The sequence below is a fragment of the Mesorhizobium sp. L-2-11 genome, assembly GCF_016756595.1.
Lineage (GTDB): Bacteria > Pseudomonadota > Alphaproteobacteria > Rhizobiales > Rhizobiaceae > Mesorhizobium.
The window spans coordinates 3,898,384-3,923,604 of sequence record NZ_AP023257.1 but is presented as its reverse complement, the minus strand read 5'-3'; the positions used below and the strand labels follow the sequence as shown (position 1 = coordinate 3,923,604).

General features: G+C 62.0%; 17 protein-coding genes and 5 pseudogenes. 10 read left to right on the top strand and 12 right to left on the bottom strand.

The window, feature by feature from the left end; translation table 11 throughout:
* Positions 1-689: 689 nt before the first annotated feature.
* On the top strand, positions 690-4,472 hold the full coding sequence (locus tag JG739_RS18730) for a vitamin B12-dependent ribonucleotide reductase (protein WP_202362878.1): 3,783 nt from the start codon (positions 690-692) through the stop codon (positions 4,470-4,472).
* An 86-nt stretch (positions 4,473-4,558) separates the two neighbouring features.
* On the opposite strand, the gene JG739_RS18725 is transcribed toward JG739_RS18730, so the two are convergent.
* The gene (locus JG739_RS18725) at positions 4,559-5,140 is read right to left on the bottom strand and encodes a hypothetical protein (RefSeq protein ID WP_202362877.1); all 582 of its coding nucleotides are present in this window, start codon (positions 5,138-5,140) and stop codon (positions 4,559-4,561) included.
* 332 nt (positions 5,141-5,472) lie between these two features.
* Here JG739_RS18725 and JG739_RS18720 point away from each other — a divergent pair, with 332 nt between their 5' ends.
* Together JG739_RS18720 and pssA are read left to right on the top strand one after the other, a co-directional pair.
* Positions 5,473-7,197: a sulfatase-like hydrolase/transferase gene (locus JG739_RS18720; protein WP_202362876.1), complete on the top strand. Its 1,725-nt coding sequence runs from the start codon at positions 5,473-5,475 to the stop codon at positions 7,195-7,197.
* 32 nt (positions 7,198-7,229) lie between these two features.
* Complete coding sequence (pssA, locus tag JG739_RS18715) at positions 7,230-8,051, top strand: CDP-diacylglycerol--serine O-phosphatidyltransferase (protein ID WP_202362875.1); 822 nt, start codon at positions 7,230-7,232, stop codon at positions 8,049-8,051.
* A gap of 334 nt (positions 8,052-8,385) precedes the next feature.
* Here pssA and JG739_RS18710 read toward each other — a convergent pair whose 3' ends face one another.
* The 7 genes and pseudogenes from JG739_RS18710 to JG739_RS18680 all read right to left on the bottom strand — a co-directional run bounded on the left by JG739_RS18710 (position 8,386) and on the right by JG739_RS18680 (position 14,973).
* Positions 8,386-10,584, bottom strand: coding sequence for an esterase-like activity of phytase family protein (locus JG739_RS18710; protein ID WP_202362874.1), 2,199 nt, complete (start codon positions 10,582-10,584; stop codon positions 8,386-8,388).
* 151 nt (positions 10,585-10,735) lie between these two features.
* Positions 10,736-11,752 carry a glycoside hydrolase family 25 protein gene (locus JG739_RS18705; protein ID WP_202362873.1) on the bottom strand — a complete coding sequence of 339 codons (1,017 nt, stop codon included), beginning with the start codon at positions 11,750-11,752 and terminating at the stop codon, positions 10,736-10,738.
* Positions 11,753-11,971: 219 nt separating this feature from the next.
* Positions 11,972-12,220: a hypothetical protein gene (locus tag JG739_RS18700; protein WP_202362872.1), complete on the bottom strand. Its 249-nt coding sequence runs from the start codon at positions 12,218-12,220 to the stop codon at positions 11,972-11,974.
* 293 nt (positions 12,221-12,513) lie between these two features.
* Complete coding sequence (locus JG739_RS18695; protein WP_202362871.1) at positions 12,514-12,912, bottom strand: GFA family protein; 399 nt, start codon at positions 12,910-12,912, stop codon at positions 12,514-12,516.
* 209 nt (positions 12,913-13,121) lie between these two features.
* Positions 13,122-14,074: pseudogene (locus JG739_RS18690) on the bottom strand (alpha/beta fold hydrolase).
* Between the two features lie 26 nt (positions 14,075-14,100).
* Complete coding sequence (locus tag JG739_RS18685) at positions 14,101-14,586, bottom strand: SRPBCC family protein (protein WP_202362870.1); 486 nt, start codon at positions 14,584-14,586, stop codon at positions 14,101-14,103.
* A 138-nt stretch (positions 14,587-14,724) separates the two neighbouring features.
* A complete protein-coding gene (locus JG739_RS18680; RefSeq protein ID WP_202362869.1) occupies positions 14,725-14,973 on the bottom strand; it encodes a ParB N-terminal domain-containing protein in 249 nt (82 codons plus the stop codon).
* 156 nt (positions 14,974-15,129) lie between these two features.
* Here JG739_RS18680 and JG739_RS18675 point away from each other — a divergent pair, with 156 nt between their 5' ends.
* The 5 genes and pseudogenes from JG739_RS18675 (at position 15,130) to JG739_RS18655 (ending at position 20,825) form a co-directional block, all read left to right on the top strand.
* On the top strand, positions 15,130-16,770 hold the full coding sequence (locus JG739_RS18675; protein WP_202367522.1) for a N,N-dimethylformamidase beta subunit family domain-containing protein: 1,641 nt from the start codon (positions 15,130-15,132) through the stop codon (positions 16,768-16,770).
* Between the two features lies 1 nt (position 16,771).
* Positions 16,772-18,150: pseudogene (locus JG739_RS18670) on the top strand (aminotransferase family protein).
* Between the two features lie 3 nt (positions 18,151-18,153).
* Positions 18,154-19,083, top strand: a pseudogene (locus JG739_RS18665) (3-keto-5-aminohexanoate cleavage protein).
* A gap of 198 nt (positions 19,084-19,281) precedes the next feature.
* The gene (locus tag JG739_RS18660; protein ID WP_202362868.1) at positions 19,282-19,785 is read left to right on the top strand and encodes a GNAT family N-acetyltransferase; all 504 of its coding nucleotides are present in this window, start codon (positions 19,282-19,284) and stop codon (positions 19,783-19,785) included.
* Positions 19,786-19,793: 8 nt separating this feature from the next.
* Positions 19,794-20,825, top strand: a complete 1,032-nt coding sequence (locus JG739_RS18655) for a histone deacetylase family protein (RefSeq protein ID WP_202362867.1) — start codon at positions 19,794-19,796, stop codon at positions 20,823-20,825.
* Between the two features lie 66 nt (positions 20,826-20,891).
* Here JG739_RS18655 and JG739_RS18650 read toward each other — a convergent pair.
* Positions 20,892-21,027 (bottom strand): annotated as a pseudogene (locus tag JG739_RS18650) (cysteine desulfurase-like protein); the annotation flags it as partial.
* A gap of 60 nt (positions 21,028-21,087) precedes the next feature.
* Positions 21,088-22,155 carry an aldo/keto reductase gene (locus JG739_RS18645; protein WP_202362866.1) on the bottom strand — a complete coding sequence of 356 codons (1,068 nt, stop codon included), beginning with the start codon at positions 22,153-22,155 and terminating at the stop codon, positions 21,088-21,090.
* 245 nt (positions 22,156-22,400) lie between these two features.
* Here JG739_RS18645 and JG739_RS18640 point away from each other — a divergent pair, with 245 nt between their 5' ends.
* Positions 22,401-22,565 (top strand): hypothetical protein, encoded by a 165-nt coding sequence (locus JG739_RS18640; RefSeq protein WP_023798224.1) that lies wholly within the window; start codon positions 22,401-22,403, stop codon positions 22,563-22,565.
* A gap of 44 nt (positions 22,566-22,609) precedes the next feature.
* Here JG739_RS18640 and JG739_RS18635 read toward each other — a convergent pair whose 3' ends face one another.
* Positions 22,610-23,116 (bottom strand): DUF1993 domain-containing protein, encoded by a 507-nt coding sequence (locus tag JG739_RS18635; protein WP_202362865.1) that lies wholly within the window; start codon positions 23,114-23,116, stop codon positions 22,610-22,612.
* A 121-nt stretch (positions 23,117-23,237) separates the two neighbouring features.
* On the opposite strand from JG739_RS18635, the pseudogene JG739_RS18630 reads away from it, so the two are divergent.
* Positions 23,238-24,286, top strand: a pseudogene (locus tag JG739_RS18630) (DUF1176 domain-containing protein).
* On the opposite strand, the gene JG739_RS18625 reads toward JG739_RS18630, so the two are convergent.
* The gene (locus JG739_RS18625; RefSeq protein ID WP_244749477.1) at positions 24,283-25,221 is read right to left on the bottom strand and encodes an alpha/beta hydrolase; all 939 of its coding nucleotides are present in this window, start codon (positions 25,219-25,221) and stop codon (positions 24,283-24,285) included. The pseudogene JG739_RS18630 and the gene JG739_RS18625 sit on opposite strands and share 4 nt — an antisense overlap.

Sequence of the window (25,221 nt, the reverse complement as noted above, 5' to 3'; positions counted from 1 at the left end):
GGCTCACCGGCCAAAGCCGCGCATTTGCCGTCGATGTTCGTGAAGTCGGGAATCGGCTTGGTGCTCCGGCTTGGCATGCGTTGTCGCGCTTGATGCCTGCGCGGTGAGTAGAAATCGAACCCTCCGCGCACTTTCTATCCCCGTTATCCACATATGTGACACACAAGATGTTGGGGTCACAAAAGCTACGCAAACGAATCCTTGACGGCGCAAAACGAGTCGCCTTTTATAGGCCATGCGCTCCTGTTGAGAGTGCGACCGGAAAGTTTCGAGCCCGGTCTTTTTTCCCGGATTATGTGCGTTTGGCCGCATTTCCGCCTGGCTACGAGGCCGGCGGAGGCGTTGGGATTGTGGGGTCTTTTGGGGGACGAAAGGGAAAAATGTCGGACTGGAATAAATTGTCTGTTAATACTATATTTAGTGTTTGCAGGTAGGTTCGACGCTAGATAGTGTGAAGTTCCCTCGATTGAGGGAGTCGAAAAAAAGTTTCAGTTTTGAGGGACCCGCAGGGTCCGTCGGCGCGTTGGACGGCTACTTCGCAAGGAGTTCGACCAGCAGGGCGGGCGGAGCCTCGTGAAAAGGAGCCGGCCGTTTTCGAACGCCGGCAGACGGCGGACATGCGCGTTTCGCAATGGGGGCAGAAATCCCTTGGGAAAGGCGCTATATCAGACAAGCAAGGGATAGGACCAATGCGCATCGAGCGTCGTTTCACCAAGCAGGGACTGGCAAGTCAAGAAGGGGCCGCTTATGCGGAGATCGAATTCCGCAAGGCGCTTTCGGAGATCAAGAATCCGGATGGCTCGGTGGTGTTCCGCTTGGACAATATCGATGTGCCGGCGCAGTTCAGCCAGGTTGCCGCCGACATCCTGGCGCAGAAATATTTCCGCAAGGCCGGCGTGCCGGCACGGCTGAAGAAGGTCGAGGAGAACAACGTCCCCTCCTTCCTGTGGCGCTCCGTCGCCGACGAGGCCGAGCTGGCAAAGCTGCCGGAGGCTGAGCGCTACGGCTCCGAGACCGACGCCCGCCAGGTCTTCGACCGTCTTGCCGGCACCTGGACCTATTGGGGCTGGAAGGGCGGCTACTTCAATTCGGAGGAAGACGCGCGCGCCTTCCGCGACGAGCTCGCCTATATGCTGGCCACGCAGCGCGTGGCGCCGAATTCGCCGCAATGGTTCAACACCGGCCTGCACTGGGCCTACGGCATCGACGGCCCGAGCCAGGGCCATTTCTATGTCGACCCGTTCACCGGCAAGCTGACCAAGTCGAAGTCTTCCTACGAGCATCCGCAGCCGCATGCCTGCTTCATCCAGGGCGTGCAGGACGATCTCGTCAACCAAGGCGGCATCATGGATTTGTGGGTGCGTGAAGCGCGCCTGTTCAAATACGGCTCCGGCACCGGCTCCAACTTCTCGTTCCTGCGCGGCGAAGGCGAGAAACTGTCCGGCGGCGGTCGCTCGTCCGGCCTGATGAGCTTCCTCAAGATCGGCGACCGCGCGGCGGGCGCCATCAAGTCGGGCGGCACGACGCGGCGCGCTGCAAAGATGGTCATCGTCGACGCCGACCATCCCGATATCGAGGAATTCATCGACTGGAAGGTCAATGAGGAGCAGAAGGTCGCCTCGCTGGTCACCGGCTCGAAGATCGTCAAGAAGCACCTCGAAGCGATCATGAAGGCCTGCATCAACTGCGAAGGCCAGGACGACGATTGCTTCGACCCGGCGATCAACACCGCCCTGAAGCGTGAGATCAAGCTGGCCAAGAAGGACGGGGTGCCGGAGAACTACATCTACCGCGTCATCCAGTTCGCCAGGCAGGGCTACACCTCGATGTCGTTCAAGACCTACGACACCGACTGGGATTCGGACGCCTACCTCACGGTTTCGGGCCAGAACTCCAACAATTCGGTGTCGCTGAAGGACGATTTTCTGCGCGCCGTAGAGCAGGACGGCGACTGGCACCTCACCGCCCGCAAGGACGGCAAGGTGCTGAAGACGCTGAAGGCCAGGGATCTGTGGGAGAAGATCGGCTATGCCGCCTGGGCGTCGGCCGATCCGGGCCTGCACTTCAATACGACGATGAACGACTGGCACACCTGCGCCGCGGCCGGTGCGATCCGGGCGTCCAACCCGTGCTCGGAATACATGTTCCTCGACGACACCGCCTGCAACCTGGCCTCGATCAACCTGCTGCCCTATCGCAACGCCGACGGCACCATCGACATCGCTGCCTACGAGCACACGGTTCGGCTGTGGACCATGGTGCTGGAAATTTCCGTCATGATGGCGCAGTTCCCGTCGAAGGAAATCGCCAAGCTCTCCTACGAATACCGCACGCTCGGCCTCGGCTACGCCAATATTGGCGGCCTGCTGATGACCTCGGGCATTCCCTATGATTCCGACGAGGGCCGCGCCATCTGCGCAGCACTCACCGCAATCATGACCGGCACGGCCTACGCCACCTCGGCCGAAATGGCCGCCGAGCTCGGCGCCTTCCCCGATTACGACCGCAATGCCCAGAACATGCTGCGCGTCATGCGCAACCATCGCCGTGCCGCCTATGGCGACAGGGAGGGCTACGAGAAACTCGCCGTCAACCCGGTGCCGCTGGTCGCCTCCGACCTGAAGCAGCCGGAGCTTGCCGCCCATGCCAAGGCTGCCTGGGACCGCGCCATCGAGCTCGGAGAGGAGCATGGCTACCGCAATGCGCAGGCGACCGTGATCGCGCCGACCGGCACGATCGGCCTGGTCATGGATTGCGATACCACCGGTATCGAACCCGACTTCGCACTGGTGAAATTCAAGAAGCTGGCCGGTGGCGGCTACTTCAAGATCATCAACCGCGCTGTGCCGGAAGCGCTGCGCACGCTCGGCTATTCGGAAAGCCAGATCGCCGAGATCGAGGCCTATGCGGTCGGCCACGGCAACCTCAACCAGGCGCCTGCCATCAACCCCGGCTCGCTTAAGGCAAAGGGTTTTACCGACGACAAGATCGCGGCGCTCAATGCAGCGTTGAAGTCGGCCTTCGACATCAAGTTCGTCTTCAACCAGTGGACGCTGGGTGCCGACTGGGTGAAGGAGACGTTTGGCTTCACCGACGAGCAGCTCAACGATTTCTCGTTCGAGATGCTGCCGGCGCTCGGCTTCTCGAAGAAGGACATCGAGGCCGCCAACATCCATGTCTGCGGGGCGATGACCCTCGAGGGAGCACCATTTCTGAAGGACCAACATCTGCCGGTGTTCGACTGCGCCAGCCCGTGCGGCAAGATCGGCAAGCGGTCACTGTCGATCAACAGCCACATCCAGATGATGGCGGCAGCCCAGCCCTTCATCTCCGGCGCCATTTCCAAGACCATCAACATGCCGAACGACGCGACGGTGGAAGACGCCAAGGGCGCCTACATGCTGTCGTGGAAGCTGGCGCTGAAGGCCAATGCGCTCTATCGCGACGGCTCGAAACTCTCGCAGCCGCTCAACGCCTCGCTGCTTGCCGACGTCGAAGACGACGAGGACGATGCCGTCGAGCAGCTGATCGCCGCACCGGCTTCACAGCGCGCCGTGCAGGTGACCGAAAAGATCGTCGAACGCGTCGTCGAACGCCTCTACCGCGACCGCGAAAAGCTGCCGAACCGCCGCAAGGGCTATACCCAGAAAGCGGTCGTCGGCGGCCACAAGGTCTACCTGCGCACCGGCGAATTCGATGACGGTCGTCTCGGCGAGATCTTCATCGACATGCACAAGGAAGGTGCCGCCTTCCGGGCGATGATGAACAATTTTGCCATCGCCATCTCGCTCGGCCTGCAATATGGCGTGCCGCTCGAGGAATATGTCGAAGCCTTCACCTTCACCAAATTCGAGCCGGCCGGCATGGTGCAGGGCAACGACGCGATCAAGAACGCCACGTCGATCCTCGACTACGTGTTCCGCGAGCTTGCCGTGTCCTATCTTGCCCGCCACGACCTCGCCCATGTCGACCAATCGGATTTCGACAAGACCGCGCTCGGCCGCGGCATCAACGAAGGCAAGGCGACGCCGTTTTCGAAGGGGCTGACGCGCGGCGTCTCGCCAGTCAAGCTGGTGTCGGGAATGGGTGCCGACCCCAAGGGGTTTGGCGGCTCAAGTGCCTCTCCCGCTCCCGGCCGCTCGGCGCCGACGGCGTTCTCAGGCTCCAACGTGCTGGCGCTGAAGCCGGCCAGCGACGAAGCCATCGCCTATAAGCGAGACTATGAGGAGCGGGCCAGAGAACTGGTCGAGGACATTGCCTACGAAGAAGCAACCGACCCGACTGGGCTGTTCACCGACGATGCCGCGAAAGAAGCGGCCGAGGCCAAGGCGCTTGCCGCGACAAGGCGTCAGCAATCCCTGATGCAGGGCTACACCGGCAACGAATGCTCGGAATGTCATAATTTCACCATGGTGCGGAACGGCACGTGTGAGAAGTGCGATACCTGCGGGGCTACGAGCGGGTGCAGTTGAGGAGAATTTGCAGCTCCAAAACGTAACATCATCCGGCCCGGTCGCAAGATCGGGCCGAAATGCTTCAAGCGTGATCAGGCGCAGCTCTACTCCCGCAGCACGTCGTCGTTCCGATTGGCCAAAGCGCCGAATGGCGGCGCGCTCTCCCTTCTCCCCTTGTGGGAGAAGGTGGCCTCGCGAAGCGAGGTCGGATGAGGGTGCTCCAGCTGGCACTGCCGGCACTCCGTCCAACACCCCTCTTCCGTCTCGGCGCTACGCGCCGATCCACCTTCTCCCACAAGGGGAGAAGGCAAGACCGCGCCATCGCCAGCGTTGCAAACTTGGGGTTCAGTGAAGTGAGAGCGTGAACCCGTTCGAGGACCGATATTTGTTGCCGCCGAGAGGCTCGACGGTAAAGCAGCCCTCCTCCCCTCCCCGGATAGTGTCCCAGGTGGTGCAGATGCTCGACCCTTTGACACGCCACTGCCTTTGCTGGGTTTGCCTTTGAACACAATGGAGGCCGAGCCATCAGCGTTGTAGACGCTGGTGCCGTTGCCGCTCTTCCCGGTGAAGGTCATGCTCGTGCCGGTGAACGCCTTCTTCAGTTGAGCCCCTGTCATGTCCCCCGCCTGTGCGATAGCTGTCAAGATCAACCCGATCCCAATTGCCAATGCCACGACTTTCTTCATGAAAGTGCCTCCCTTCATTCCTTGTCCGGGCTCGGCAGCCGTCACCATCTCCTGCAGGCCGAGGACCTTATGGCTATCGCCGCCGGGGCTAAGGCGCAACTCGGTCGTTGCGCAGGAATCCTGTTCCCCATCGGACTGATGCTAGGCCTGCTTCTACTCCCTTTGCTTAGTGCATGGCCTATGAGGCACCGCCTTTCTGCTGCCTAACAACGTCATCTAGCTGTCATATTGTGAACTTCCCGAAAACTTAGCCGACGGTAGACTCCCTGCCTGAACACCCCAATGCGCGGCCAATGCCGGGCGACAGGGAAGCGGGAGGCAAGGAGGCGTCAATGCGAGCAGGGAGGTCACTTCTTGCCCTGAAATGCGCGTTGCTGCTCGCAGTGATCCTCCTCACCAATCATGGCTTTATCGACCGCATCCGGTTGCTCATTGACGATCAGCGCCAGCTGACCTTGATGATCTTCAGCATCATCTGGGTCATCTCTGTGTTGGCAGTGTTGGCCGCTGCCTTTCATCCCAACTGGATCATTCGGCTCTTGTGGGCTGTCCCCCTCGCGATATCAAGCGCCGCAGCCTATGGCTATTACCTTGTCCAGGGGTCCGAGTTCTTCATCTTCGACGTACTCACTTTCTGGACGGTCCGCCACGAGGCTCACAGGGCGTCCGAATTTTATTCCGATGCGATTTGGTGGTCGGTCGCTGTCGCGATATTGGGTGTTATCGCAATCGCCATGCCCCCCTCCCTTCCGCAACTGGCGACACGCAAGAACAGATACTGGTCACCGCTAGTGCCCATGTTGCCGATCGTCCTCATTGCGGGCGTGGTTATTTATCGAGAGGGCAAAGGTTCAGACGCGTTGCCGAAGCAGTTCTCGCCGCTGTCCCTGGCAGCGATCGCAGCTTACAAGGTGAACAGCGGAACGTTCCCGGAGCGGGAAATCGTATCCATGACGCCGGAACGAAAACAGGCGCGGGCTATCGTGCTGCTGGTCGACGAAAGCATTCGGTCCGACTTCGTAAGCCTTGAGCCTCGTAACCCCGTCACTCCGCAACTGGCCGAACGCAGAAGCCGATTGATTGATTTTGGCCCCGCTGTGTCCGGCTCGAATTGCTCTCTCCAATCGAACGCATTGCTTCGCTTCATGGCCTATCCTCGAGATCTAGTTCAATCAGTCAAGGCGAGCCCGACAGTCTGGCAGTATGCAAAGAGGGCAGGTTATCGCACCGTGTTCATAGACGCCCAGGCAGGTTTCGTCACCGTCTATGGCAAACTGCAAAACTACATGACGCCGGCCGAAGCGATTTTGATCGACCGATTCTACAAGATGGACAATGCAATTCGAACGCATGATCTCGACGATGAGCTCGTCAATATCGTGCTCAAGGAAATGAGCGTCGGCGATCCTGTCTTTATATACGCGAACAAGAATGGCGCGCATTTTCCCTACAGTGACGGGTCGCCTGCGGAGTTCGCATCCGACGCCGGCACCTCAGAGACGCTTCAATCCTATGCAAAGGCTGTGCGCTGGTCGACAGACCGCACTTTGTCTCGTTTGATCGATGGGGCCGACTGGGGGGACGCAACGATGATTTACACGTCGGACCATGGACAAAATTTCAGCGTCGGCCGTCTCACGCACTGCAGTTCATATACGAATGTAGACCAGAACGAAGCCATAGTTCCAATGCTGGTTTCAACCGGAGATGAGGCGCTTCGGGCCCGCTTTGAGAAAGTCGCCAAGCAATATCCGAACATGGCCAGTCATTTTGCGATAGCGCCAACGCTGTTGGAGTTGATGGGGTACCGACCATCCGAAATATCGGCTCGATACGAAAGCTCCCTCCTTCACGGCCTTACGTCGCAGCCTCAGTTCGTAACAGACGATATCCTCGGATTGTTCTCCAACCGTCCCGCTTGGCACTCCGTCGATCCGACGATTCAAGAAGGTCGCAAGCGGCCTGACCGCCTGATTACGCTGACGAACTCGCTTCCGAACATTTGCGAGGGCGGCATTGGCTGCGTCGCAGGTCCGGAAACAATCTCGAGCCAATAGCGAGGGATGGCAGAGAACAAGGAAGAGCGACAATGGCGAATGAACGCAAGTCGGCTGACGCGGCATTGAACGACATCAAGAGCACGATAGATGGCCACAAGCCACATTGTCGACTTGTCCAGCAGATACCCAATGCCATAACAGCGCTGGCGCTTTGCTCGGGCTTGGCTTCCGTTCGCTTCTCGATCGAAAACGAGTTCGAATTCGCACTGTTGGCAATCGTCGTGGCAGCAGTGCTCGACGGTCTTGATGGCCGTCTGGCGAGACGGTTGCATGCGTCGTCACAGTTCGGAGCCGAATTTGACAGTCTTGCGGATTTTCTTAGCTTCGGCGTAGCGCCGATCGTCCTGCTTTTCTTTTGGGGCGAGGCATCGATGACCGGCCCGTTCAGCCTGTGCCTGATGGCATTCGCTCTTGCTTCGGCCGCGCGCCTGGCGCGCTTCAATGCGCAGTCAAATTCGGCAGCAGCGGCATGGCAGAAAGCGTATTTCACTGGGATGCCGACACCGGCCGCTGCCCTAACGGTCTTGTTGCCAATATCGCTGGCTCCGCCGACACCTGTAACTGTTCAGATTGCGGGGCTGCATACAGCTCTGATCGCTTTCTTGATGGTTTCGACGATCCCGACTTTTTCCGGGAAGACGTGGGCTTGCCAAGTCCCCAAGAGGATGATGATTGCGTTGTTCTTGGCAGTCGCAGGGCTCGTTGCGGCCGTCGTGCTCTACCCCAGCGAGATCCTGGTTGTTCTGACTGTCCTTTATCTCGCCTCCATTCCGATGAGCTGGATGAGTTTCCGTCATGATGAGAAAATTCACGACGAAATCGATGTCGAAACCGCACAGATAGTAGAATGACATCTGGAAGCCTTGATGGCTGTCTAGGTCCCGGCTCGCGCAGGCAGCAACTACCTCGCGGCACGGCCGCCTCCCACCTATGGCGACCTTCCGAACGTCAGCAACGAGCAGCCGCGCCGCACTTCCCCGATCCGTGAGGGCGGTCTCGGGCGGGGTGCCAAGCCTCCGCTTCAATCTACTCTAGCCGGGTTTATGCACAGCTCTGAAGGGGAGTGGAGCTCGCCAGCGTTGATGCTGGGCTCCCCGGCGGGAAGAAGGTGGCCGCCCACGGGTCTTGCCTCCGGCAAGCCCGAGGACAGGCTCCGCGGGGCGGATGAGGGGGCATATAACACCCTCAGTTCACGGCGCTGATGTTGCCCAGGCGTAAAAACAGCGTTTCGCCGGAAGAATCGTCGACGCCGTCATTGTCGTTGGCGACGAAGATATCGCCGTTCTTGTCGATGGTGAACCCTTCGACCTTGTCGATGACATAGCCGTTGGTGGCTGATTTCAGGTCGCCGACGATGTCGCGCGCCAGCGTCTTTTCGACCAACGGCAGGTCGCCGCCGAGCTTGGCCGGTTTGAATGCATCGAGCGCCACCGAATAGACGCGCTTCACCTTGGCCAGGTCGCCGATCTGGTTGTCGCGTTCGACGATGTAGAGCTTGCCGTCATGCGCGGTGACCTCCGACAGGCCCATCCAGCCAGCTTCGGTCGCTTCGAGCGGGTAGCGCACCGCCGACCATTCCTTGGCCTTGGGGTTGTAGGCCAAAAGCTTGACCTGGTTTTTCGGATCGTCCGCCCATTCGCGCTGCACAGCCATCACCAGCGTCAGGTCGTCGCCCTCGCCGATGGTGGTGATGCCTTCGAGACCGAAGCGGCTCTGGTGGGCGAGCAGTTCCATCGGGAAGCCGATTTCCTGTTTGATCTCGCCCTTATCGTCGACGCGCAGGATGGCGTGCGGGACGAGCTTTGCCGGATCACCTTCATTGGCCAGCCAGAAGCCGCCTTCACCGTCGGCGACAAGACCCTCGATGTCGAGCTTCTGTGCAGGGTGGCCATCACGCGTGACGATGGTCTTGCCGGTGATCAGCGCCGGCGTCTGCGTGGCATCGATCTCGAAGATCGAGGGCGCGTTGGCGTAGAACGAGTCCGAGGCAGCGAACAGCTTGCCGGCAGCATCGCCGGCCGCGAGCGCCGAAAGCGCGCCCCAGCCGAGTGGCGTGCCGTCTGCCGTGGGCTTTGCCGTGATCATCGGATAAGTGGCGGGCCCCTCGGAGCGCTCGTAGATCATCACGTGCGAGCCGGCGAGCCCGTCCTCGACCAGGTCGGCCTCGTTGGCGGTGACCAGGAGATTGCGCGACGGGATCGCGACCAGGCCCTCCGGACCGATGCCGGACGGCAGGATCTGGACGAACTGAGGCTCGGCACCGGCGTCCTTGTAGACGCCGACGACGGAGCCACGCTCCGAAGCGACGAACAGCAGCCTGTCCTCGCCGAACGTGCCGGTCTCGAGACCTTCCGGCTCGATGCCCTTCTTGTTGCGATCGTCGGGATAATGGCCGGCATTGGCGACCTGGTGCTCGAAGGACGAACCGGAATCGTAGAGGACCTCGCCCTTCTTGCTGAAGATCGTGAAACCGCGCGTGCCGCCCTTGTAGTCGCCTTCGTTGGCGACGACGAGACGGTCATTGTCGAGCCATTTCACGGCGTCGGGTTCGCGCGCGACGTTTTCCATCTTGCCATCGAACGACAAGGCGCCGTTTTTCTTGGTGTCGATCTTGTCCAGCGTGGCCGAGCCCGCGGAGAAGTGGGTGACGATCGCGCCGGTTTCGGCGTTGACGATGGCGACGTGGTTGTTTTCCTGCAGCGTGACCGCTATCTCGCCGGCCCCATTGAAAGCGACGAATTCGGGCTCCGGATCTTGGCCCGCGACTTCGGCAATGCCCGCCAGGTCGACGGTCTTCATCGTCGCGCAATCCGGCTGGCCTTCGGCAAGCGTGAAAATTTTGAGGTCGCCGGCCGGCATCTGCGGAATTTCTCCGTCGTTCAGATCCTCGTCGCGCTCGTTCTCGATGGCGATGGCCAGAAACTTGCCGTCCTTGCTTAACGCCAGCGAGTCCGGCTGGCCGCCGAGGTCGCAGGTGCTTTCGATCGCCTTGGAGGCGAGGTCGATGATTGTGAGGTTGCCGGAAGGCTTGGCCTTGCTCTCAGACGTGTTGACGCCAGCCAGCACCTTGCCGCCGATGACCACGACCGAGGTCGGCTCGCCTGATATCTTGACGATGCCGCCGGCCTTGGGCGCCTTGGGATCGGCGATGTCGATGAAGCCGACCGCACCGAGCGGGCTATCGGAATAAACCAGCGTCATGCCGTCTTCGCTCGCCGTGATGATCTCGGACGAAGTCGGCGTGGTCTTCTCGACGTCCGCCGGCAGGTTACCGGCGACTGCGAAGCTCGCGACCCGGTTGAACATCATGTCGGCATGGGCCGGCAGCGAAACCGAGGCGGCAAGCGCTGCCGTCAGGACGAAAAGCGCGGAATGGCGGGGCACGGGTGGCGTCTCCTGTTCGAATGGAAGCCACCTGATTTGAGGGAACCACATTTCAAAGCGATGACGGATCGATGACACTTCCGCGACTGGCGGTCAGGTCCGTCGATATTCACCTCATGCTGGCCTGCAAATGGCGGCTTTCTTCGGCCGCCTACTCCGCCTCGGCCACCATCTGCCGTCCGCCAACCCAATTCCGCCAGGCTCTCTCGTCGCCGTGGAAGACGTTGAGGTCGATGCGGCCCCTCACCCCGTGCGACAGGCCGGAGCCGGAATACTGCCAGAACACCCATTTGCGGCCGGGATAGACCTTTGAAGGGTGCTGTGCCACCGCGCGCAGCCAGAAAGGATAGTCCAGAAATGCGCCTCTGAGATTGTCGCGGTAGAAATCAGGCGCGGTGTAGATGATGGGCCGCTGGCCGTAATGGCGCTCGAGCTTGTCCATGAAGACCTGCATCTTCTCCAGCACCTTTTGCCGCGACGGGCGCCGCTTGCAGCTGGATTCGCCGTTCCACTCGACATCGATCACCGGCGGCAAGGCGCCCTCGACCCTCGGCACGTTGCGGATGAACCAGTCGGCCTGCTCACCGGCGGTGCGGCACCAGTAGAAGAAGTGATAGGCGCCGCGCTTGAGGCCGGCGGAGTCGGCATTGCGCCAGTTCTTCCTGAACATCGGGTCGAGGTGATCGCCGCCGTCGGTCGCCTTGATGTAGGCGAAGTTCGCGCCCTGCGCGCGTAGCTTGCCCCAGTTCACGTTGCCCTGCCAGCGCGAGACGTCAACGCCGTGAACGGCGAGGTGTCTGGGCGATGCCCTGCCGAAATTGATCGGCTTGGCGTCACGGAAACGATAACGCTGGACCGGCTCGGCAAGCATCGGCGCTGCCCGTGCCAGCCGCTTCGGCGCCACCAGAGCAATCGGCTCGACCGGTGGCTCGATGCTTTCGGCAGGCTCCAGAGTGGCCATCGCCACAGTCTGCTCGGTCGCCTCCTCCTGCGCGAAGTCGGGTTCGGCATCGACAGCGCCGACCGACGCCACCGGCGCCGGCGGCCGCACAACCGAGCTGGTCGTCTCACTGGACGGCACTTGCAGCGCGTCGACGCCGGACGTGGATGTGCAGCCGGCAAGGCAAAGTGACGCGATCGAGAAGATGACGACGCCTGATAACCGCATCTGGACCTGTACGCAGAACACAACAGACCGAGGGCAAGACAACGCCGCCGGACAAACCAGTCCGGATTACTAACGAGAAATTACCAACAAAGTTTGAATCAAATTGTTAGGGCAGATGGGCTGGGCAAGACACTCGCTCTATCACCGCAGCGGTGAGAGCCTGGAAACGCCGCAGGACCGAGAGGGCGCGAAGGATCGCCGACGCCTGCAGCCCGCTGCCTAGCCGCACAACCACAGCTTGTGGCAGCTCTCGGCTACCATATGAGCGGGCGGGACCGAGCGGTCGGTGCCAAGGCGATCGGAGTTTGGGCGATCGGTGACAGGATTGACCGGCGCATCATCATCCCGGCGAACCTTTTCTTCAAGCAGCGAGCGAAGCTCGGCCGGCTGCACGCGGTCACGCTCCATCACCAGCTTGACCATCGGATCGCTCAAAAGCTCATCCAGGGTGTTAATTCTGTCGTCCATCCGTCGCCTCCTTCGACTGCCGACCCGCAGCTAATAGATAGGCGGCAATGATGGCTCGCCAATGACGCTTTGCCGACTATCTCGTGTCCCGGACGAAAAAAATTTGAGCACGCCTTTGCCTTCTCCCTTCTGGGAGAAGGTGGCCGCGAAGCGGCCGGATGATGGGTGCTCCAGCTTGGCGCCAACCGCGCTCCGGCCAGCACACCTCAACCGTCTTGGCGCTGCGCGCTAATCCACCGCCCGGGGCGAGTCAGGGGCCTTGCCCGCCCTTCGAGCCACACAAGGGGAGAAGGTTAAGCGGGCGGCGGGGCGCCTTCATATTGCGGCAGTCCGTCGTCGAGCTGTACCCAGGGCTGCTTCGAGGCGGTCCAGATATGCATCTGCGGCTTGAACATGGAAGGATCGTCGAGCGAGCCGGAGGTGATGCCGATGATACCGGCGGAGTCGCGCCGGGAAAACAGCGTCGTGCCGCAGCCCGGGCAAAAGCCCCGCTTGAGATCGGGCGAGGAATTCACCGTTGCCACCGGCCCGTCGATGGTCACGTCGTCGATGCGGAACAGCACGCGGGCGTTGAAGGCCGCGCCAAGCGCCTTCTGGCAGAGCCGGCAATGGCAGACGCGTTCGTTGATCGGCGCGGCATCGGTACGGTAACGTACCGCGCCGCACAGGCAGCCACCCCCATATTTCGCCATTACCTGCGCCCTCTTTGTGAAGATTGTCGGCAAGGTAGCTGCCGGCAGAGCAGCGTCAATTGAAAAGCCTTGATAGGGCCATCTATGGCTGTGATGCGGGAGATGCCATTGGCCTACGAAGTGTGCCGCGATTGCCAAGGCTTATAGCCGGCTTCAGAGCCTTTCCGGCCGTCTCGCTGGATATGGCCGGACAGGCAGTTGTCCGGTGGTTATTCCGTTTCGCTGATGACCTCGTCCCAAGTCTTGACTTTGGTCTCGCCATTGAGGAAGGGCAGCGTGACTGCCGTCAGTTCCGGCGCGAAAAACACGTCGTAGTGGGTGCGGTTCGGCAGGATGGCCAGGCGGTTCTGCGACAGGTTCTCGCGCATCCAGCCGGCGTCCTTCAGTCCGCCGCCGAGCATCTGGTAGAACTTGACCTCGTGCTCGGGCCGGTACATGTCGCTGTCGCCGAACACCAGCATGACCGGCATCTTCAGCTTCGCCACATCGGCGGAGTAGTCATAGTCCTTGCGCATATGGGCGCCGAGCTGGTCGAGCAGTTTTGGAAAATCCTGCGGGCGCGGCGCGACCGCCACATAGGATTTGTACATCGGCGTGTCCTTCATCATGTCGGTCATCGCCGCGCCGACCTGCGCCTGCTGAGTACGCATGTCGGCATAGAAGCCGTCCGAGGCATAGCCGGTCGAGACCAGGGCCAGCCGGCGCACAGTCTCGGGATGCTGGACTGCCATGCGGCAACACCGCCGCCCAGCGAATAACCCATGACGTCGACCTGCTCGTAGCCAAGCGCCTTGACGATCGCCGCCATGTCGTCGCCCATCGCCTCAAGGCTCAACGGCTGGTCGCCTAGCGCGGTGCGGCCGTGACCATGCAGGTCGACGCCGATGACGGTGCGGCTTTCGGCAAGTTTTGGCAGGATCGGCGCAAACATGTCGGTGGTGCCGAGCCCCCCATGCAGCAGAAGCAGCGGCTCGCCCTGGCCATAGACGGCGTAATAGTAATTCAGGCCATTGATCGGCAGCAGGCCGGATTTCGCCGGCTTCGGCATGGCTTTCGTTTCGCTGGTCATGGACGGCTTTGCGTCCTCGGCTTTGGTGGCCCCCGGCGCGGCGAAGAGCGCCGCGGCCGAGGCGAAAATGGCAAAAAACATCGATCTGGACATCTCGGTCTCCTTGCGTCCCGCCGATATCAAAGCCGCCTGGCGACTTCCTCGAGCTGGTCGGCGCACTGGCCCCAGCCCTCGTGAAAGCCCATCTTCTCGTGCTCTTCGCGGTCAGTGACGGACCAATGCCCAACCCGGGCGATGTAGCGGGTCTTGCCCTCGCCCTCATCCTCGAAGGTCAGCACGACCGTCATGAACGGCTTTTCGGACGGCTCCCAGGCCTTTGTGTAGGCGTCGGTGAGAACGATCTTCCTGCCCGGCACGACTTCGAGGAAGACGCCTGGGTTCGGGAATTCGTTGCCGTCGGGTCCGGCCATGACGACCAGGCTGGAGCCGCCGGTGCGCACGTCCATTTCGGCGCGCGGCGTCGTCCACGGCTTTGGCGCGAACCATTGCGTCACGAGCTTCGGCTCGGTCCAGCAGCGATAGACGTTCTCGCGCGGCGCATCGATGATGCGGGCAAGAACCAGTTCACGGTCGGAGCTGGGGGCGATGTCGAGCTTGGTCGTCATGATGGTCTCCTCACTTGCTTGCTCAAGAGTTGGCTTGAATGCCGGGTTTCCGTCTCAAGGACGAGCGGGCAACGCGCAGCCCGACACGGTCTCGCGAAAAATCTCGCTAAACCGATCCAGGCGGGCGGCCGCGAAAACCTAGTGGCGCTTGGCTTGCACCAGATAGGCATCGATCTCGGTCTCGCCGAGCCACTTCGCCGCTTCCAGTCGGTGCAGGCCTTCAACCAGGATATGGCGCTTGCCGTCGTGGCGCACCTGGATCGGCGTCTTCATGCCGTTTTCCAGAATGTCCTCGGCCAGATACCGGACGGTCTCGGGATGCAGCGTCTTCCTGCGCGCGGTCGGCACGTAGATGTCGTCCACCCTGACCTTTTGCACTCTCAGCATGTCGGCTCCCGTGGCGGAAAAGGCCGCCCTTTGAGAGATAATCGGTTTGGCAGGCAAGGCCAAGGCCGGCTGTCAGCTATCGCTGGCCCGATCGTTTCCGATTGACGCTTGCCGGGCAGATGGCCGAAATGGCGATCTTCGATCATGCCGGTATCCATGACTGAGTTGCCGACCGAATTCCCCGATTTCGGACTGACGCCCCACCAGCGCCGGCAAGCGGTGCGCGGCCACTACTGGGAATGGCCGGGCATGGATGGCGAACGCGGCGAGATCTGGTGCTACAGCGACCGTTTCTCATACCGTCGCGGTGAGACGGTGACGCTGCATGTCAGCTCTACAGCCTCCAGCTTCAGCATGGCGATCGTCCGCGACGGCGGCGCCGAGACGAAAATGTTCGAGAAGGCCGGGATCGCGGCGCGCTGGCAGGATACACCCGATCAATGTTCGGTCCTAGGCTGCGGCTGGGACGCTTCGTTTGAATTCCGCGTCGGCAACGAGTGGCCGTCCGGCGCCTACCGCGTCGCGCTGACGGCGGATGGCCGCGACGGCAAGCCGGTCCGCTGCCATCATCTTTTCATCGTCAGCCCGCAGCCCGGCAAGAAACGCGGTCGTGTGCTGCAGGTTGCAGCCACCGGCACCTGGCTTGCCTACAACAGCTGGGGCGGCTCCAATCATTACGAAGGCATCACCGGCCCGAACCGCGACCAGTATGCCCCAATGGTGTCGACACAGCGGCCATGGTGCCGCGGCTTTGTCGTCCTGCCGAAGGCGCCGCCGCGCGTGCCGCTCGAGGTCGCCGTGCCGCCCAAAACCGTGCCGCGCTATCCGCATATGGAATGGGCTTTTGCCACCGGCCATTCGAAGAAATATGCCTCGTCCGGCTGGGCAAGCTATGACAGCCACTTCTTTCGTTTTGCCGAACGCGCCGGCTATGGGGTCGATCTTGCCAGCCAGCACGAATTGCATTTCTCGCCCGAAATCCTCGACGGCTATGACTGCGTCGTCTTCGTCGGCCATGACGAATACTGGACCTGGGAGATGCGCGACGCTGTCGACGCCTATGTCGAGCGCGGCGGCCATGCGGCACGCTTCGCCGGCAATTTCATGTGGCAGACCAGACTGGAGGACGTGGGCCGCCGCCAGGTCTGCTACAAATACCGCGCCCGTGCCGAGGATCCGGTCTATCGCGGCGGCGACAAGACCCGCGCCACCAATTCCTGGGAAGCACCGGAAATCGGCCGGCCGGGTGCCATGACCTTCGGGCTCAATGCGACCAGGGGCATCTACGCCGGCTGGGGCGGTTGCGCGCCGCGCGGCGTGCGCGGCTTTCCGGTCTACCGGCCCGAGCATTGGGCGTTTGCCGGCACCGGCATCTATTACGGCGACCTGCTCGGCGCCGAGAGCCATGTCTATGGCTATGAGGTCGACGGGCTCGACCACGAGATCCGTGGCGGCCTGCCCTACCCTACGCCCGACAGCGGCGCGCCGGGTGGGCTGGAAATTCTTGCGGTCGGCATGGCTTCGCAAGTCGAGGAGAGCGCCGACATCGCGTTCGAAGACCAGTTCCTCGGCGACGAGGACGGACGCTTCACCGCCGAAACGCTGTTCGGCGAGGCGAGCGACGCCAATCTCGACAAGGTCAAGCGCGGCAACGGCATGATCGTCAATTTCCCGCGCGGCAAGGGCGAGGTGTTCCATGCCGGAAGCTGCGAATGGGTCGCCGGCCTGCTAAGGCAGGACGCGATGGTCGAGCGCGTCACCAGGAATGTACTCGACCGCTATCTCGGAAAGTCCTGACATGCTGAAGTCGCAGACCCCTGCCCCGGACACCGAGACGCGCCTGCCGTCGCATCTGTTCTATCTGTCCAGCCTGCGCCGGCCGCTGGTCGACCGCGCCGAAGGCATCTACATCTGGACGCAGGACGGCCGCCGCTTCATCGACGGGTCGAGCGGACCGATGGTCGCCAATATCGGTCATTCCAACCGCAATGTGCTCGATGCGATGAAGCGGCAGATGGATCGCGCCACCTTCGCCTACCGGCTGCATTTCGAGAACGAGCCGGCCGAGGACCTGGCAAGGGAACTGGCCGGAAAGCTGCCCGAAGGCCTGGACCGGATCTTCTTTGTCTCGGGCGGTTCGGAAGCGACGGAATCCTGCGTCAAGCTGGCGCGGCAATGGGCTGTCGCCACCGGAAAGGCCAGCCGCTGGAAGGTGATCACGCGCTTTCCCTCCTACCATGGCGGTACGCTCGGGGCGCTCGCCGTCACCGGCGACGATGCGCTGGCCGAAGCCTTTACGCCGATGATGCAGGTCATGCCGACCGTGCCGGCGCCGGCCGCCTGGCGCGACCGCGACAATCTCTCGATGGAACAGCGCGGCGTCCGCTACGCCGACATGCTGGAGGAGAAGATCCTCGCCGAGGGGCCGCAAAGCGTGCTCGCCTTCATCATGGAGCCGGTCGGCGGCGCTGCCACCGCAGCGCTGGTGGCGCCGGACAGCTACTATCCGCGCATCCGCGAAATATGCGACCGCTACGGCATCCTGCTCATCCACGACGAAGTGATGAGCGGCGCGGGTCGCACCGGAAAATTCCTCGGCGGCGACCATTTTGACTGCAAGCCCGACATCGTCGCGCTGTCGAAGGGGCTGGGCTCGGGCTATGCGCCGCTCGGCGCGCTGGCGGCATCCATGCGGCTGGTGCAGCCGCTGCTCGCCTCCGGCGGCTTCCAGCATGGCCATACCATGCCGGCAATCCGCTCGCCTGCGCCGCCGGGCTCGCCGTGCTTGGCGAAATGGATCGTCTCGACCTGATCGCCAATGCGGCTGACATGGGCGATCTTTTGATGGCCGAGTTGAAGAGCTTGGCCAAGCGGTTTCCGTTTATCTCCGACGTGCGCGGCAAGGGCCTGCTGCTAGGTGCCGAGATGGTCGCCGACCCCGATACGCTGCGGCCGATCGCGCAGGCGAAGAAAGCCACCCAGCGCCTGCTCGACCTCGCCTATGAGCGCGGCCTGATCATCTATGGGCGAAAGGTCAAGGGCGGCGTCGACGGCGACAATTTCATGGTGGCGCCGCCGATGATCGTCACCAGGGAACAGGTCGGCGAGATCGTCGCTATCATCGGTGACTCGCTGCAGGCGCTGGCCGGCGAACTCGACCTGCCGGTCGAAGGCTGAGCCATGGCGCCGCGAAAAGTCATCATCACCTGCGCCGTCACCGGGTCGGTGCACACGCCGTCGATGTCGCCGCATCTGCTGGTGACGCCGGACCAGATCGCCGCGGGGGCGATCGCGGCCGCCGAAGCCGGCGCCTCGATCCTGCATCTTCACGCCCGCGATCCCAAAGATGGGCGCCCGACCGCCGATCCCGATGTGTTCATGCAGTTCCTGCCGCGCATCAAGCAGGCGACATCAGCGGTGATCAACATCACCACCGGTGGCTCGTCGCTGATGACGCTCGACCAGCGGCTGGCCGCACCGCTCAGGGTCGAGCCCGAAATGTGATCGCTCAACATGGGCTCGATGAATTTCGCCCTGTTCCCGATGCTCGACCGGCCAAGAGAGTGGCAGCACGAGTGGGAGTCGAAGCTGCTGGAAGCGACACGCGACACGATCTTCAAGAACACCTTTGCCGATATGGAGACCGTGCTCGAAAGACTCGGAAAGGGCTGCGGCACACGCTTCGAATTCGAATGCTACGATGTCGGCCACCTCTACTCACTGGCGCATTTTCGCGATCGCGGTCTGGTGTCGGGACCTCTGTTCATCCAGTTCGTGTTCGGCATTCTCGGCGGTATCGGCGCCGATCCCGACAATCTGGTCCACATGAAGCGCATCGCCGACAAACTGTTCGGCGACAGCTACCAGTTTTCGGTGCTGGCCGCCGGGCGCCACCAGATGCCGATGATCTCGATTGCGGCGGCGATGGGCGGCAATGTCCGCGTCGGGCTGGAGGACAGCCTTTACGACGGCCGCCATCTGGCAAAGTCCAATGCCGACCAGGTGCGCCGCATCCGCAGCGTGCTCGACGGGCTGTCGCTGGACGTCGCCACGCCCGATGAGGCGCGCGAGATGCTGGCGCTCAAGGGCGGCGATCGGGTGGCGTTCTGAGATGGTTATTGTCCTGATGCGCCGCACCCCCCTCTGTCCTGCCGGACATCTCCCCCTCAAGGGGGGAGATTGGCAGCTTGGCCGTCCTGTCCCTTTTTCAGCGTTGGAGATTGGCGAAAGCGGAGGTGATCCGATCTCCCCCCTTGAGGGGGAGATGTCCGGCAGGACAGAGGGGGGTGCCTTGGCACCGAACCTCCAGTGACTGCCGTCTTACCCAAAATCATCATCCGCCCCGGCCGAACCGACGACGTCGAGACCATCCACGCCGCACTCCTGAGACTCGGCGCGCATACCGGCACACACCAGGAAATCACCTCAACGCCCGAAGACCTCCGCAGCTACGGCTTTGGCGAAAACCCTGCCTTCTCGACGCTGATCGCCGAAGTCGGCGGCGAATTCGCCGGCCTGTGCCTGCATTTTCCGATCTTCTCGACCTGGATGGGGCGGCCTGGCGTCTATGTGCAGGACCTCTATGTCGAAGATCGGTTTCGCGGCCGCAGGATCGGCAAACGCCTGCTGCGGCGTGCCGCGCGAGAATGCCGGAAGGACGGCGGCGTCTACCTCAGACTGTCCGTCGACAGCGACAATGAAACCGCCAAGGCCTTTTACGAAAGGCTGGGCATTGCCTGGTCGAGCACCGAGCAGGTGCAGAAGATCGTCGGCGACGCGTTCTTTGCCTTCGCCGATGCACCCGAGGAATGAGGGAAATCATGAAAGCCTTTTATGCCGAAGAGCAGAAGCGCCACGATCCCAAGGCGTTCCTCTCCAGCGGCGCCCAAAAGCCCAATCCGGAAAAGCCGGAACGCGTCGAACGGCTGCTCGCCGGCGCCAAGGCCGCCGGCTGCACGATCGAACGGCCGAGGAATCATGGGCTTGGTCCCATTGCCGCTGTGCATACGCGCGAATATCTAGATTTTCTCGAGCACATCTTCGTGCGCTGGCAGCGCATCGAAGGTGCTTCGGCCGAAGTGATCCCCAACATCCATCCGATCGCGCGGGGCGGCTCCTATCCGGCCTCGGCGGTCGGCCAGGCCGGCTATCACATGGCCGACACCGCTTGCCCGATCTCCGGCGAAACCTGGCGGAGCGCGCTGTGGAGCGCCTGGAGCGCGGTCGAGGCCGCCAACGCGGTGATGGCGGGCGCACCGGCTGCCTATGCGCTCTGCCGTCCGCCCGGCCATCACGCATTTGCCGATGTCGCCGGCGGCTTCTGCTTCATCAACAACTCGGCGATCGCGGCGCAGGTGCTGCGCAAGCAAGCTGCGCGGGTGGCGATCCTCGACGTCGACCTGCATCACGGCAACGGCACGCAAGGCATTTTCTACGCACGGCCGGACGTGCTCACCGTCTCGCTGCATGCCGATCCGAAGCGCTTCTATCCGTTCTTCTGGGGTCATGCCGACGAGCGCGGCGAAGGGCCTGGCCTCGGCTACAATCTTAATCTGCCGCTGGGGCGCAGATCCGGCGATGCCGCGTTCCTGGAAGCACTTGACGTGGCGTTCCAGCGCATCCGCGCCTTTACGCCGGAAGCGCTTGTCGTGGCGCTCGGCCTCGACGCCTTCGAGGGCGATCCGTTCGGTGGGCTGACGGTAACGACGCCAGGCTTCTCGCGCATCGGCGAAGCCATCGCTGGCCTCGGTCTGCCGACGGTCATCGTCCAGGAAGGCGGCTATCTCTGCGACGAGCTCGGCGACAATCTTACTGCGTTCCTCACCGGGTTCGACGGCGGCAAGAAACGCTAATCTGCAGGATGCCGCGTCAGGATCGCTCCTGTCGCAGCATCGCGATAACGCGGTGCACGCTCTCCAGCGTCTCATCGGGTCGGCGACCGCTTGCGGCACCTGCGTGCCGGCAGGGTTGTCGAGATAGATGCGGCGACGGCCCCTTGTCGGTCAGCGACAGTGCCGGAAACTTCTCGCGCACGACCTCAATCGGAAAATTCACTTTTTTCCCCTCCCTACTGTAATCGCTCAGCAATCACACCTTGCAGCGCCCGGAATCAGCTCACGGGCACGGGTTGCCGACACGCTGGTGGATTGCATCGACCGCCTTCTGCATGTCTTCGGTCCAGACGACATCGGCGGAAGACAGCGCCATTTCGAGCTGCGGAAGGGTCGTCGCGCCGATGATGCTTGAAGTGACGAAGGGACGGCTCGTGACATAGGCGTTGGCAAACAGTGCCGGCTCCATGCCGAAAGAGCGCGCCAGTTCGTTATACTCGAGCTGCGCCTCCGCGGCATTGGGCGTCTCGTAGCGCTGGCCGCGGTTGAAAAGCTGGGAACGCGAGCCTTGCGGCCGCGCGCCATGATCGTATTTGCCGGTCAGGTAGCCTTGCGCCAGCGGCGAATAGGCGAGCAGGGAAACCTGTTCGCGCTCGCAGACCTCGGCAAGGTTCACCTCGAAGCCGCGGTTGACGAAATTATAGGCGTTCTGCAGCGACGCCAGGCGCGGGCCAACGCCTTTGTCGGCTTCGCCGATGAACCGCATGACGCCCCACGAACTCTCGTTCGACAGGCCGAAATGGCGGATTTTCCCAGCCTTCACCAATTCGTCGAAGACGGCGAGCGTCTCGGGAATCGGCGTCTCGCCGTCCGGTGCGCCGGCGGAATCGGCCCGCAGCGGCACGGCACCAACGCGGTTCGGATTGGCGCCCCACGGCACGTCCCGTTCCGGCCAGTGGATCTGATAGAGATCGAGATAATCGGTGTTGAGCCGGGTCAGCGATTTTTCGACGGCATCGAAGATATCGGCGCGCACCAGCTTCGACGGGCGATCGCCGCGAAACCATGTGTTGGCGGTGCGGCCAACCACCTTCGAGGCGAGGATCACCTGGTCGCGGTTGCCCTTTGCCCTCATCCAGCTGCCGATGATCTTTTCGGTCCAGCCTTGCGTCTCCGCCTTGGGCGGGATCGGGTAGAGCTCGGCGGTGTCGATGAAGTTGACGCCGCGCGAAAATGCCAGATCCATCTGGGCGTGGCCATCCGCTTGGGTGTTCTGCTGGCCCCAGGTCATCGAGCCCAGGCAAATCTGGGAAACAAGAAGATCGGTCCGACCAAGGCGGCGTTTTTGCATGGAAATTTCTCCTGCGGGAACTTGTTTGCGCGACTGCGCGGGAAGGAAGCCGCAGCATACAGGAATGCGCCGGCTGTCTCCAACCCTGCCGCCAGTGGCCAGCGACTTTTCCGAGACGCCGAAGCGGGGCGCTCGGCGAAGTCAAAAAATCAGCGCGGCATGGCTGCCATGCAAATGCTGCACTGCACAATTGTTAACGATTCGCCTACATTGAAGCTTGGGAGGACCAACCAGGGGCTTGAATCATGGGTTTTCTCACTGAAATGTTCGCCCGTCCGCGTCCACAGGAACATCTGCGCTACCGCGCGGCTCTGGCGCTGCTTCATTCGATGAGCAATGCCGACCGTGCCGACATCGGCATCAAACCAGCCGATTTTCCGCGCGTCGCCCGCGAAATGTCCTCACGTTAGTCACGGATATCCCGGCTCGACCGGGATATCTTCCTCGCCATTCTTCAACGCGATCCCATGAAAATCGCCTTGCTCAGCGGCACACCATTGTGGCGCAGGATGTCGTAGGCGGTGGTCACGTGGAAATAGAAATTGGGCATGGCGAGATGCAACAGATACTGCATGCCGGCCATCGAGAATTCGCGCTGGCCAAGCTTCAGCTCGATCATTCTGTCATCGGAGCCGTCCATATCGGCAGCCGAGAATGTCGCCAGAAGGTCGACGGTCTTGGCAATGCGCGCTTGGAGATCGGCAAAGCTCGCCTCGTTGTCTTCGTATTTCGGCACCTCGCGACCGGCAAGCCGCGACGGCGCGCCTTTGGCGTGATCGGTGGCGATCTGCACCTGTCTGGTCAACGCATACATGTCCGGCGCCAGCCTCGACGTCAAAAACACCTGCGGATCGATCTTCCGGTCGTGCGCATTCTGCTCGGCGATGTTCAGCACGTTGGATAGCGCCTTCAACCTGGCCGAAAACACCGGCACGGACGCTTCGTACATCGATATGGTCACTGAAATCTCCTATCCGGCGGGAAGGCCGACTGGGGACCTAAGCCTCCACAGACGATTCTTCAAGCGTCACCACGTCGCCGCAATCGGTATGATAGGATTCCCCATCCGGTGGAGATTGCCGATGAGAAGCGCACTTTTTGCAGCAACCGCTTTTTTCTCCCTAACCGTGACAGGCCAACCGGCGATCGCCGCCGAAGCGCCTTATGTCGACGACAGGTCGGACGCCGAAGCGGTCATCCGCTCGTTCTACAGCGCCATCAACCGGCAAGAATTCGCGCGCGCCTGGGACTATTTCGGCGACACCAGGCCGGCCAGGGATTTCGACGCCTTCGTCAAGGGCTATGACGGCACCGAAAGGGTCGAGGTCAAAACCGGTGGCGTGTCCGAAGACGGTGCGGCCGGCAGCATCTATTACAATGTTCCGGTCGCCATCCGGGCGACAGCCAAGGACGGCAGCGAAAATGTCTTTGCCGGCTGCTACACGCTGCGCCAGGTCAACGCCTCGATCCAGGAACCGCCATTCCGCCCGATCTTCATCGACAAGGGCGCGCTGAAACCGTCCAAGGCCGAATTCGAGGACGCCGTGCCGGCAAGCTGCGGCGACGCACCGCCGCCGCCGAACAAGGATGCGGCGCTGGAGCAGGCCAAGAAGGCGTTTGCAGTCACTTATGGCGACCAGTGCGACAAGGAAATGCCTGGCGGCGAGCCTTTGGCAGAGCCGGACGCTTACTCCCTGCGCTACAAGGATGCCGACGCCGACGCCGATCAACCCGAACGCGAGATGCGGCTGTTTCGCTTCTTCTGCTCGATGGCTGCCTACAATGAGAGTGCCGTCTACTATGTCTACGACGATGTGTCAGGTGTCCGGCAGCTGCAGTTCGCCTCGCCGGAACTCGATATCCACTATGAGAACAACGATAGCGAAGGCAAGGTCGAGGCGATCAACGTCACCGGCTTCCAGACCGACGACCAGCTGGTCAATTCCGCGTATGACGACGCGACCAAGACGATCTCGTCGCTCAACAAGTGGCGCGGTGTCGGCGATGCCTCGTCGGCCGGACCTATCTGTTTCGCAACGGCAATTTCTCGCTGGTGCAGTACGATGTCGACGCCTCCTATGACGGCGAGATCAACCCGCAAACAGTGGTGGACTACAACACACCGCCTTAAGGGGCCTTCGACAGCATCCAGTTGAGTGTGCCGCGCCAGTCGGTCATGCGGATCGGCGTGCCGTGCGTGCCGGTCTCGAAGCGGACAAAGCGGGTCGGATAGGTTTTCGATTTGGCCTGGATCGAACGGAAGAATGCTTCCTGGTTCTCGACTGGAAACACCGGGTCCTTGCTGCCTTGGCCAAAGAAGACCGGAACACGGCGCTTGAAGGCCGGGCTCGAGAAGAAACTTTCATCCCACAGCGAACCGAGCAGCAGCAGCCCGTCGATGCGGCCACCCGCATTCTTGCGGGCGGCAAGCTTCCAGCACAGTGCGCCGCCCATCGAGCCGCAGGCGACGAAGATCTTTGCGTCCGGCGACCGTTCGGCATAGTGGTCGATCAGCGCGGCGATCTGGGCAGCACCTGTGTCGCCGAAATCGGAAAAATCCGGCGACAGATAGAGGCCGCCATTGCCGGCCATCAGGTTCTTGATGCGGTTGAAATTGCCGCCGAAAGTGAAATCGTCGACACCCTGCTTACGGCTGCCGCCTTGCCCGTGCAAATAGAGGACGATGATGCCGGCGCCTTGCGTGCGACCGACGGCGACGTGGCGGATAGTGCCGGCGCCGGTCTTCAACAGCAAATCCTGCTGCACCTTGCGCACGCTGGTGTCGACATACTGCGCCTGCGCGCGACGCTCCGGCACCTTGTCGCGAGCGTTGATATCGCGCAACTCGCGATAGTCGACGACCGTATAGGCGCCCTCGGACGAGAGGATGGCCGGATAGGCGAACAGATCGTCCTTGAAGGGCTTTAGTTCGAGAGCATTGGCATGGGCGGCGGCACAAAAAACCAACGTTGCAGTCAAAAGGCCGTAGAGATTTACGAATACCCCCCTCTGGCCTGCCGGCCTGGCCGGCAGGCCAGCGGGGGGTGCGACGGTACGATTAGCCAT